Origin of the sequence: Nocardia mexicana NBRC 108244 (assembly GCF_001613165.1) — a bacterium.
Lineage (GTDB): Bacteria > Actinomycetota > Actinomycetes > Mycobacteriales > Mycobacteriaceae > Nocardia > Nocardia mexicana.
The window spans coordinates 22,718-33,700 of sequence record NZ_BDBV01000049.1 but is presented as its reverse complement, the minus strand read 5'-3'; the positions used below and the strand labels follow the sequence as shown (position 1 = coordinate 33,700).

12 protein-coding genes are annotated in these 10,983 nt (G+C 69.7%); 7 read left to right on the top strand and 5 right to left on the bottom strand.

Annotated features, from left to right (window positions below; translation table 11 throughout):
- Positions 1-39: 39 nt before the first annotated feature.
- Both NM1_RS42375 and NM1_RS19940 read right to left on the bottom strand, forming a co-directional pair.
- Positions 40-198 (bottom strand): hypothetical protein, encoded by a 159-nt coding sequence (locus NM1_RS42375; RefSeq protein ID WP_157123964.1) that lies wholly within the window; start codon positions 196-198, stop codon positions 40-42.
- Between the two features lie 405 nt (positions 199-603).
- Positions 604-1,491 carry an oxidoreductase gene (locus tag NM1_RS19940; RefSeq protein WP_068021725.1) on the bottom strand — a complete coding sequence of 296 codons (888 nt, stop codon included), beginning with the start codon at positions 1,489-1,491 and terminating at the stop codon, positions 604-606.
- Between the two features lie 68 nt (positions 1,492-1,559).
- On the opposite strand from NM1_RS19940, the gene NM1_RS19935 reads away from it, so the two are divergent.
- The gene (locus NM1_RS19935) at positions 1,560-2,156 is read left to right on the top strand and encodes a TetR/AcrR family transcriptional regulator (protein WP_068021758.1); all 597 of its coding nucleotides are present in this window, start codon (positions 1,560-1,562) and stop codon (positions 2,154-2,156) included.
- A 43-nt stretch (positions 2,157-2,199) separates the two neighbouring features.
- Here NM1_RS19935 and NM1_RS19930 read toward each other — a convergent pair whose 3' ends face one another.
- Positions 2,200-2,379 carry a hypothetical protein gene (locus NM1_RS19930; RefSeq protein ID WP_068021719.1) on the bottom strand — a complete coding sequence of 60 codons (180 nt, stop codon included), beginning with the start codon at positions 2,377-2,379 and terminating at the stop codon, positions 2,200-2,202.
- A 166-nt stretch (positions 2,380-2,545) separates the two neighbouring features.
- Here NM1_RS19930 and NM1_RS19925 point away from each other — a divergent pair, with 166 nt between their 5' ends.
- The 6 genes from NM1_RS19925 (at position 2,546) to NM1_RS19900 (ending at position 8,442) form a co-directional block, all read left to right on the top strand.
- Positions 2,546-3,457 carry an oxygenase MpaB family protein gene (locus NM1_RS19925; protein WP_068021718.1) on the top strand — a complete coding sequence of 304 codons (912 nt, stop codon included), beginning with the start codon at positions 2,546-2,548 and terminating at the stop codon, positions 3,455-3,457.
- A gap of 136 nt (positions 3,458-3,593) precedes the next feature.
- Positions 3,594-4,949: a M20/M25/M40 family metallo-hydrolase gene (locus tag NM1_RS19920; RefSeq protein WP_068021717.1), complete on the top strand. Its 1,356-nt coding sequence runs from the start codon at positions 3,594-3,596 to the stop codon at positions 4,947-4,949.
- 223 nt (positions 4,950-5,172) lie between these two features.
- Entirely contained in the window at positions 5,173-5,946 is a 774-nt protein-coding gene (locus NM1_RS19915) for an alpha/beta hydrolase (protein WP_246011381.1), read from the top strand.
- Between the two features lie 98 nt (positions 5,947-6,044).
- Positions 6,045-6,503, top strand: a complete 459-nt coding sequence (locus NM1_RS19910; RefSeq protein ID WP_068021715.1) for an SRPBCC family protein — start codon at positions 6,045-6,047, stop codon at positions 6,501-6,503.
- Between the two features lie 77 nt (positions 6,504-6,580).
- Positions 6,581-7,327 carry a DUF2334 domain-containing protein gene (locus NM1_RS19905; RefSeq protein ID WP_307719324.1) on the top strand — a complete coding sequence of 249 codons (747 nt, stop codon included), beginning with the start codon at positions 6,581-6,583 and terminating at the stop codon, positions 7,325-7,327.
- Positions 7,327-8,442, top strand: coding sequence for a glycosyltransferase (locus tag NM1_RS19900; protein WP_068021714.1), 1,116 nt, complete (start codon positions 7,327-7,329; stop codon positions 8,440-8,442). Before NM1_RS19905 ends, NM1_RS19900 begins: the two co-directional genes overlap by 1 nt.
- 48 nt (positions 8,443-8,490) lie before the next feature.
- On the opposite strand, the gene NM1_RS19895 is transcribed toward NM1_RS19900, so the two are convergent.
- Positions 8,491-9,387, bottom strand: coding sequence for a DMT family transporter (locus tag NM1_RS19895; RefSeq protein ID WP_246011383.1), 897 nt, complete (start codon positions 9,385-9,387; stop codon positions 8,491-8,493).
- Between the two features lie 57 nt (positions 9,388-9,444).
- Complete coding sequence (locus tag NM1_RS19890) at positions 9,445-10,893, bottom strand: neutral zinc metallopeptidase (RefSeq protein WP_246011384.1); 1,449 nt, start codon at positions 10,891-10,893, stop codon at positions 9,445-9,447.
- Positions 10,894-10,983: the final 90 nt, after the last annotated feature.

Below are 10,983 nucleotides of genomic sequence, written 5' to 3'. Positions count from 1 at the left end.
TACTCGCACGAAAATCATTGCCCCGAACGAAAATACGTTTCACAGGCGGACCCGGATATCGACACGAGTCGTATTATTCACTCCGAATTCGGCAACCTTCTCGCGCATTCCCAATACTGGAAATATATTTCGGGAAAACCGCGAATTGTCTTGGCGCACCGCGGAACCGATCCGGACCGGCGGCGCCGCGTCGATCACGGCCGGATGCTGCGGCAGCGAGGGGCGGGGGTCCGCGTTTGCGACGGCAGAGGGGCCTCCCCGTCCGTTCCCCGCGCCGAACCCTCGTCCGTCACATATCATTCGCTGAGCACCTTATCCGACCGATCGATGTTGCCGCACAACACACAACACAACAAAGCGACACGGCAACCTGCGAAATCATAGCGATCGGGCGCGGCCATCGCACACCGCGTTTCTCACGACCAGGTCAGGGCGGTACCGAGGATCAACCGGGACGTTGCGGCACGTGCAATGCACAATTGATATCGACGATTATTCGGCAATCCGCCGCCACTCCCGAGTGATGAGCGACCGCGCATTGTACCGACTAATTCCAGCAGCCCCGGAGCTATCACGCCGGCGGCGGCCGGGCCGGGCCCGGCGTCATCCGAGATAGCGCACGCCCGTCGCCGCCTCCGAGGCCGACCACAGCAGCGCCCGCAGCCGCGAGTCCTGCGATCGCGCACTGGATTTCACCACCGTCGGATGACCCTGGATCTCGAACAACCCGTCCGGGCCGTAATATTCGCTCCCCCGGGCGGCAGGATCGGTGGCCGCCCGCAGCGTCGGCAGCGCGCCCATCGCGGGCGTGCGGCCGAACAGCTTGGCAACGGCCAGATTCGGGATCCGGAACCACGGCGGCGAGTACCGGAACACCTCGGTGCTGGCCCCGCCGGGATGGGCCGCCAGCGCCGACACCGGCCGGTCCGCCGCCCGCAACCGCCGGTCCAGCTCGTGGGTGAACAGCAGGTTCGCCAGCTTCGAGTCCGCGTATGCGCTTGTGCCACACGGATTTCCCGCATCGTCGAAACGGCCGAAACGGTGACCGATGCTACTGACGGCCACCACCCGCGCACCCGGCGCCAGCAGGTCCAGCAGCAGGCCGGTGAGGGCGAAATGGCCGAGATGGTTCACCCCGAACTGGATTTCGACACCGTCGGCGGTGCGGCCCCGCAAGCCGGTGACCCCCGCGTTGTTGATCAGCAGGTCGATCCGTTCGTACCGACCGCGAATCTCGTCCGCGGCGGCCCGCACCGAGGCCAGGGAGCCGAGATCCAGCCGCACCGTGCCGACCTCGGCGCCCGGCGCCGAATCGGCGATCCGCTCGGCCGCCGCCTTCGCCCGGTCGGCGTCCCGGCAGGCCAGCAGCACGGCGGCGCCGCGCGCGGCGAGCGCCCGGGCGGTCTCGTAGCCGATGCCCGTATTGGCCCCCGTGACGACGGCCACCCGGCCGCGCTGCTCCGGCACATCGGCCGCTGTCCACTTGCTCATCGCTCACTCCTAACATGAACCAATCGTTCATATTTAAGATGAACGACTGGTTCATGTACTGTCAAGCCATGGCTACACCGACCCCTCGCCGAGCCGATGCGCAGCGCAATCGGGAGGCGATCCTGCGCGCCGCCCGCGACCTGGTCATCGCCCACGGGCCGGAGGTCGGGATGGACGAGATCGCCGCCGCCGCGGACGTGGCCGTCGGCACGCTGTACCGGCATTTCCCGACCAAGAAGGACCTGATCGAGGCGATCGTCACCGAACTGGAGGCGCGGATCACCGCCTCGCTGGATGCCTCGGCGGCCCGCGTCCGCGCGGGCGAGTCCGCCGCGCTGGACGAGATCATCGGCCTGCTCCGGCAGGTCACCGTGGAGCTGCGCGAGGAGCGGCTACTGCGCCACGCCGTCACCGGGCTCGCCGACGATTCCTTGCGGCGGCTGCGAGACGGCGCGGCCGCGGCGGTGCGGGGGCTGGTCGCCGCGGCGCACCGGGAGCGCGCCCTGTACCCGGACGTCACGGTCGATGACGTGGTACTACTGCTGGCCACCGCCCCGGCCGACAATGCCACGCAGGCAATGCAATCGAGATGGCTGACGCTGGCCCGGCGCGCGCTGTCTCCGACATCCGCCGGGACGCTGGAAGTCTCGGCCGATCACGCCTAGCGACCTGACCAATTCGGCTGCGGCGTAAGCGATGCCGCAGTCCTCAGAGGTGCGGGTGACAGCCCAGGGATGCGCTGTAGACGGCCGGGCGGCGATCCGTCGCGGCCCGATGGACGTGCTCGGGCGGTGTGCGACCGAAACGCAGCGACCGGCGGGCGTAATCGCGCAGCGCCGGGAGGAGCGCACGATGCTCGACGTGGTGGAAGTGGACCCGGAGGTTCATCACACTCCCCCTCTCCGATCGTGGGGAAGACCCATTCTTCCACCCATACCGCCCGTATGCCCGTCAAATTTCCGTTCAATCACCTGGACGGTTGCCGACTCCCCGATACAATGAGATGATTCGCCAGTAAGTCTCTCAGCTTATCTAGTGGTCAAAGGAGATCACCATGACCGCGTCGGTCGCACGTATCGATAGGACCACCCGGGAACTCCCGCCCCGGCAGCCCTTCGGCCCGGGCAACATCATGTGGGAGGAGACCGGACTGATCACGTTCTCCCTCACCGCGGGCTCGGCGTTCCTGCTGCAGACCATGGAGCCGACGATCGCCGCGGTGGTGGACGAGCACTCGACCTTCCGCACCGACCCGATGGGCCGGGCGCTGCGCAGCGTCGCCTCGGTGATGATGTGGATCTACGGCGGCGAGGAGGCGCTGGCCGAGGCGGATCGGCTGCGCACCATGCATGCGACCCTGAATACCGTCGACGCCCAGGGAGTTCAGCACAAGGCGCTGTCCTCGGGCCCGTGGGCCTGGGTGCTGCACACCGCCATCTACGCCTATACCGAGGGCAATCGCCACTTCACCCGCAAGCCCCTGACCGACGCGGACAAGGAGCAGTACTACCGCGAGGTGGTGCAGCTGATGCGCAACTTCTCGGTGCCGCCCAAGGAAATTCCGCCCACCTACGCCGAGTGGGAGAAGTTCTTCACCGACACCGTCGAAAACCATTTGGCGGCAACCACTGTCGCCGAGGACTATCTGCGGGTGAGCCGTAAGATCGCGCGACCGACGTTCGTGCCGCGGGCCCTGGCACCGGCCTGGAACGTGGCGGCCGCCCCGGTCAGTCGGATGCAGTACTTCTTCACCGTCGGCACCACGCCCGAGGTCGCCCGCCGCAAGCTCGGCCTGACCTGGACGGCCGCCGACGAGCGCAAGCTGCGGGCGCTGGGCTGGGTGATCGGCCGCACCCTCCCGCTGCTGCCCGAGCGGATCCGCTACTTCCCCATCGCCTACGAGGCCCGCCGCCTCGAGCGCGACCGGGCCCGGCTGCGCAAGATGATCGACCTGCGGCCGCTCTGAGCTGACCGGGGCGGCGGGCACCCGTCCGGCCGCTCGACTCGCTCGCTCCGTGTACGGCGTAGTTCCCCGTTACCTGCCTCGGCGTGTTGAAGAATGCTACGGTGACCGACCCCTTCCCCGACCGCGGCGGTGATCGATGACCAGCAGTACGCATCTGGCAACCGGCGTGGACGACGACACCGCCGAGCGGCTGGCACAGGCGCTGCGCTGCGCCACCGTCTCCGCCGACACCGGCCCGACCACGGCCGACGCCGCATTCGAGCAACTGGCGGCGCACCTCGAGCATTGCTACCCGCTCGTGCACGCCGAGCTGGAGCTGCGGCGCTTCGGGCACAGCCGGCTCTACCGCTGGGCGGGCACCGAGACGGGCACGGCGGCGATCCTGTTGGCGCACATGGATGTTGTGCCGGTCGACGACGAAGCGCGCTGGACGCATCCGCCGTTCGCCGGGGTGGTCGACGACGAGTTCGTCTGGGGCCGTGGGGCGATCGATGACAAGAGCCGCGTGATGGCGATCCTGGAGGCCGTCGAGGCGGCGCTGGCGGCGGGAAAACGGCCGCGCCGCACGGTATTTCTCGCATTCGGGCACGACGAGGAGGTGTTCGGGACCACGGGCGCCGCCCGGATGTCCGAACATCTGCGATCGCTCGACGTCCGGGCGGACCTGCTGGTGGACGAGGGCGGCGTGGTCACCACCGGCATCGCGCCTGGGGTGCGGCGGCCCGTCGCGTTCCTGATGCTCGGCGAGAAGGGCTTGGCCACAGTGCGTCTGGCGGTGACCGACGTCGGCGGGCATTCCTCGATGCCGGGGCGGCAGACCGCGGTCGGGCGGATCGCGCGGGCGGTGGCGCGGCTGCAGGACAATCCGATGCCGCTGCGCATGACGCCCGCGATCGAGGACATGCTCACCCGGACCCGTCCCGCCATGTCCGGATTCCGCCGCGCCGCAGTGGGTTTGCTGCCCAGGGCGGGTGCCGCGGTGGCGCGCGTGATGGCGGCGCACCCGCAGACCGAGGCGCTGGTGCGCACCACCACCGCGCCCACGGTCATCCGCGGCGGCGTGAAGGCGAACGTCCTGCCGCAGTCGGCCGAGGCGCTGGTGAATTTCCGTATCCTGCCCGGTGATTCGGTGGCCGCAGTGCTCGAGCACTGCCGGCGCGTGGTGCGCGACGACGGGGTCGCGATCGAGCCCGTCGGCCTGTCGTCGGAGCCCTCCGACATCACCGGGCCGGGCCCGGACTTCGACGTCCTCGCCGATATCGCCCGCACCGTCGTGCCCGAGGCGGTGATCAGCACCGGACTCGTCCCCGGCGCCACCGACTCCCGCTACTACGACGACCTCGCCGCCACCCGCTGCAACTTCGCCCCCATCATCCTCGACAAGGCCGACCTCGAACGCATCCACGGCACCGACGAACGCCTCTCCCGCCCCAACTACGCCCGCCTGATCACCTTCAACACCCACCTCCTCACCCACCTGACCACCCCCTGACCCGCCCTTCCCGCACCCCGCACCTATCCCCGCACCCTCTACAGCGCCTGCCCGGGGTGCGAACACGCGCACGGGGTGCGAGAACGCACGGAGGTGGGGCGGAACGTGGCGTGGGGGTGGAGAATGGCTCGGTGGGGTGGGTAGTGGACGGAGAGGTGTTATGGGTCGGAGTGAGAGTGGGCGGTTCGATGGGCGGGGTGGGGGGATTTTCTGGCGTGCGTGGGTGCCCGAGGGGGAGGTGCGCGGGGTTGTGGTGCTCGTGCACGGGGTGGCCGAGCACTCGGGGCGGTACGAGCATGTGGGGGAACGGCTGGCGCGCAGCGGGTTCGGTGTGTACGCGCTCGATCACATCGGGCATGGGCAGTCGGCCGGAGGGCAGGCGAATATCGACTCCATGGATGGGGCGGCCGACAATGTCGCCCGCATGCTCGAGATCGCTACCGAGCGGCATCCGGGCCTTCCCCGGTTCGTCGTGGGGCACAGTATGGGCAGTCTGGTCACCCTCTACCTCGCGACCCGGGCGCCGCTGGACGTGGCCGGAATCGCCGTATCGGCCCCGCCGCTGGTGATCGAGGCGGGTAACCCGGTACAACGACTGCTTGCACCGGTATTGAGCCGGTGGGCACCGAAACTGGGTGTGCTGCAATTGGATTCATCGGCCATCAGTCGCGATCCCGAGGTGGTGCGCGCCTACGACGCCGATCCGCTGGTATTCAGCGGCAAGCTCCCCGCCCGCACCGGTGCCGAGATCCTGCGCGCCACCGAAACCGTCGTGCGGCGACTGCCCCGGCTCACCGTCCCGACGCTCGTGCTGCACGGCGGCGCCGACACCATCGCGGCACCCTCGAGCGCGGACCTGATCGAGCAGCGAGCGGGCGCGAAAGACCTTACCGTCGACCGTTATCCGGGCCTCTACCACGAGATCTTCAATGAACCCGAACGGGAGAAGGTCCTCACCGACCTGGTCGACTGGCTCGACAAGCACATCGTCCCGTAGCGCCTCCGGGCGGCAAGCGCCGGCGCCGAACGGTTTACGCGGCCGCCACCCGGTGTCTACTATGGCGTGTAGTACTGCAACCCCGGGGAAGGTCGCACATGGAAACCATTACCGTAGAACGCACCATCGCGGCACCGATCGAGGACGTCTTCGAATGGTTGTCCAACGCAGACAATTACACCCGCTCCTCGGTCGTCCTGCGTCGGCGGCTGGTTCGGCCCGGCGCCGACGCACCCTACGGACGCGATGCGGTACGTGACCTCACCTGGGTCATCGGCTGGTTCCGCGAACGCATCACCGCGTACGACCCGCCGCACGGCTTCGACTATTTCGTCGAGCGCAGCATCCCGTCCGCCCGGCACGACGGCGGCGGGCTCGTCTTCACCGAGGTGCCCGGCGGGACGCGGGTCGTCTGGACCACCACCGCGGAGGTGCCGATGCCGTTCGTCGGCGGCCTCATCACCCGGGCGCTGGCCCGGCCGATCATCTCCTACGTCTTCGGGAAGGTGCTCGAGACCGCGGATCGCTCGCTCAGCGGCAGCAACACCGCGGCGTAACGGTCCGTCCCGGTTCGCCGCCGACCGCTCGCGAACCGGCCCGCAATGCGACGAAAACTGTTCAACCAGCGGCAACCGTGGACTGTTACCGTGCGCGCGTGCCTGCACGCCTGGTGGTAAGTGTCCATGACGTGGCTCCGGCGACCGCCGCCGAGACCGAACGCTGGTGTGCCGACGCCGATGCGTTCGGTATCCCCGTCTCATTGCTGGTGATTCCCGGGCCGTGGCGCGGCGCCGGCCTGTCCGAGGCGCCCGAGTTCGCGGCGTTCCTGCGCCGGCGCCGCGACCACGGCGACGAGGTCATGGTGCACGGCTGGGACCATCGCGCGACCCGCGAGGGCGCGCTGAAACGCCGCGCGGTGGCCCGGCTGGTCGCGCGGGGCGCGGCCGAATTCGCCACCCTCGATTCCGCGGGCGCCGAAGCACGGCTGCGGCAGGCCGTCGCGGTGATGGACGAGCAGGGGCTGGCCACCACCGGCTTCACCCCGCCCGGCTGGCTGATCTCACCCGCCGCCGAACGTGCGCTGATCCGGACCGGGTTCTCGCACACCACGGACCATTTCGGCGTGCGGGATCTGCGCACCGGCCGGAGGGTGCGCGGATTCGCGCTGTCGCAGCGGCCCGGGGGCGTGGGCGAGCGCATCGCCGCGCGGCTGCTGCAGGTACAGGCTCGGCGCACGGCCGCGCGGGGCGGATTCGTCCGCATCGCACTGCATCCCGACGAGCTGCGACGACCGGGCCTGCGAGATGCCGCCCTCCGCGCCATCGACCTCGCGCTGTCCGGCGGTGCCCACGCCACCACCTACGCCGAGATTGTCGGCTGATGCGCATAGTGCAGCTGGCCAACTTCTATACACCGGCCTCGGGTGGACTGCGCACCTGCGTCGACGAGATCGGCCGCGGCTATCTGGCCGGTGGGCACGACCGCGTGCTGGTGGTGCCGGGGCTGGCGGATGCCGACGAGCTCACGCCGGCCGGGCGCCGAATCACGGTGCGGGGGCCGCGTTTCGGTACCGCCGGATATCACGTGCTCACCGCCCGGCGCACCCGTCCGCTGCTCGAACGGCTGCGGCCGGACGTCCTGGAATGCAGCGACAAGCTCAGCATGCGCTGGCTGGCGCCGTGGGCCCGGCGCGCCGGTGTGCCGCTGGTGCTGTTCTCCCATGAGCGCATCGACGCCATTCTGCGCACCCGCGTACCGCCGGGCTTCCCGCTCACCACCGCCGCCGACCTGGCCAACCGGAGGCTGGCCAACCGCGTCGAACACATCGTCGTCACCTCGGAATTCGCCCGCGCGGAATTCACCCGCATCGGTGCCCGCAATGTGCATCGCATCCCGCTCGGCGTCGATCTGGAGGTCTTCCGTCCGAACGAGAGTGAAGGTCCCACAGGGAATTCCGGGGCACCGCGCCTGATCCTGGTGAGCCGATTGTCCCGGGAGAAGCATCCCGAGCGCGCGATCGAGGCCCTGCGCCTGCTGCGGCACAACGGGATCGACGCCGAACTCACCGTCGCGGGCGACGGCCCCCTCGGCGACGACCTGCAACTGCTGGCCCGCGGCCTCCCCGTGCGATTCGCCGGGCACATCTCCGACCGCGAGGTCGTGGCGGCCATGATCGCCGCCGCCGACATCGCGCTGTGCCCCTCTCCCGCAGAGACTTTCGGCCTCGCCGTCCTCGAATCCCTCGCCTGTGGCACCTCGGTGATCGTCCCGCGCGACGGGGCGGCCCGCGAACTGCTCGGGCCGCCCGGCTCGGGCATCGCTTGCGACGGAACCCCGGAAGGTATCGCCGCTGCCACCCGGACGCTGCTGTCCGCCCCCGCCGAACACCGCCGCCACGCCGCCCGCGTCAGCGCCGAACGCTTCCCCTGGTCACGCACGGTCACCGGAATGCTCGGCCTCTACGCAGATTTCGAGCCCGGCCTGCGCACGGCGTAGCATCGCCGCGATCTCACCCGCCCATCCCGCATCCGAAGTCGGCCGGGCCTACCGGTGGGAGGTGCACTCGGCCGGTACGGGTTCCGGCTTCGGGCGTTCGTCGTGCAAGGTGGGTGAATTGGCAAGCAGCGCAACGCCTCCGATCACCAGGGCCGCCGCGGCGACGATCGGGACAGCGGGCGGGTGCGTGGTGGCGGCGAACAGGGTCAGGCCCGCCGTGTAGCTGAGTACCGGGTCGGTGATCGTCATGGTGGTCAGCGCGGTAGGCAGCGAGCCGCGGGCGAACGCCTCCTGCGTGAGGATCCCGCCGACCACCGTGGACAACGGCACCCCGAGCCACGCCCAACTCAACTGCGGCAGTGCCGATGTCGCCACCGTGACCAGAACCGCGGTCGTCGCGAAGCACCAGCCCGCCGCCATCGCGGTGCACGCCGAACGCAGCTGCGGCGCCCGGACGAGACGGCCGACGGCCAGCAGCGCCGCCACCGCCACCACCGCGGTGCAGGCCGCGACCGGAATCCGATCCACGCGGATCTCACCGTGCGGAACACCCGGCGCCACAAGCAGAACCAGCCCGCCGCACACGGCGGCGGTCCCCACCCAGTCCCGCCGCAACAGCCGCGACCGCCGCCGCCCGGCCGCGAACGGCAGCGCGAACAGCAATTGGGTCACCAGCAGCGCCTGCACCATCGAGATCGCCCCGACGTGCAGCGCCACCGCATGACACAGGAATCCGACGACACTGAACCCCTGCCCGATCAGCCAGCGGCGACTGGTCAGCAGCGTCCGGGCGATCCCGGCCACCGCGAGCACCCCCGCATCGCCGCCCGCCGCCAGCGCGGCGCGGCGGGCACTGCCCTGCTGCAGGGCCGCCGACACCGCGAACAGCAGGGCGGCCAGCAGCGCCAGCGCACCGCCGGCCGTCCCCGGCCCGGTTGCGATCACCTGTCCCATCCTGGTTGCCCCGGGTTAATCCGAGATGGCGCCCGCATGGATCGCCGCCTACTTGTAATTCGCCAGGCAGGCGCCCTCACCGTCGAGCACTCCGGATCGGAACGCGTCCAACCGCTGATAGCCGCTGGCCACGACCTTGCCGTCGACATCACCGGCCGCCGCGCCGTCGGCGAGCAGCCCGGACACCGCCGCGTCCAGATCGCCCGCGGTCAACCGCGGATCGCTGGCCGGATCGCTGAGCTTGGTGGTGATCACCCCCGACAGGCACGCGGTGCGCAGGCCCGCGCTCTCCGCTCCGGACAGCGGCAGATTCCTGTCCTGCTGCACCGCCAGCGCGTACCGGGAGATGAACACGAGGAAGGCGTTGTAGTTGCCCTCCACCATCGCCGACAGCGGCTCGTCGGCGCCCGGCAGGTCCCCGGCCCGATCGGCCAGTCCCGGCACATTCGCGCCGATCTTGTTGTTCGCCGGGCAGTACGACACCGGTTCCGCCGCAGTGCCTTCCGGGCAGTTCCGCACGACGCCCGAGTAGTCGAACTGCGGCGCCTGTTGCACCGGGTAGATCCGGCCCAGCGCCTGGGCGACCAGGTCCAGTGACTCGTTGTCGACAGGCAGTTGGTTCTCCTTGTCGCCCTCCTCGAAGGTGGTGGGCAGTTCGCCGCGCCGCTGCTTGATCTCCTTGCGGTTGATGTTCTTGCAGCCCTCGGTGCCGTCCTGCCAGCCGATCTGCACGGCCGTCACCCGCTCGAACGCCGAGCCGTGCACGTTGCGCGGGTTGTCCGGATCGTGGTCGCGGACCGCGACGGCCGCGCCCAGCACGCCGTTCATGCCGTCGGTGGTGTTGAGGGTGAAATGCGCCGAATTGCCCTCGGCCACTTGCCGAAGGAACACGCCGGCGAAGCAGTCGGCCTGCTGCTCCAGCACGATGCCAGGGGTGAAGAAGCCGTTCAGCCGGGCCCGGTCCTGCAGCGCGTGACCGTACTCGTGGGCGAGCACCATCACCACAGCCATCTTCCCGTACTTGTCCGCGATCAGCGGCAGCAGCTTGCCCCGGTCCCAGCCGATGGTCTTGTCGAGCTTGCAGTAGGCGGCGTTGACCATCTTGTAGGTCGACGACTTGCAGAACGTGACCGCCTGCTCCTTGGGTGCGCGCGCATCCCAGGAGATGAACCGGTCCACCGGCTCGAAAGCGCCCTTGAAGAATTTGGGATACTCGGCAGCCCAGTATTCCTGCAGGTCCGACAGCGTATTGAGGGCCAGCCGATCCATCTCGCCGCCGTCGCCGTTCTCCGCCCGCAGCGGTGCGTCCGGGGCGCCCGGGCGCGGACCGCTCGGCCCGCCGCTCTGGGTCGCACCGGCCACCGCCCACGGATCGCCCGCATCCGCCGCGACCTGTTGCGCCGCGGTGCCTTTCGGCTCGTCACCGCATCCGGCCAGGGCCGCGCCCAGGACCAGCAGCGCGGCCAACGCAAGCCGCGGCCGTACGTGTCGTATCAAATTGTCTCGCCTCCCCGAATTCCGATGTCACAAACCCGGATCCCACGACGATCCGGAATCCGCGACAGCGGCCCCCCCGTCTCCGAGCGC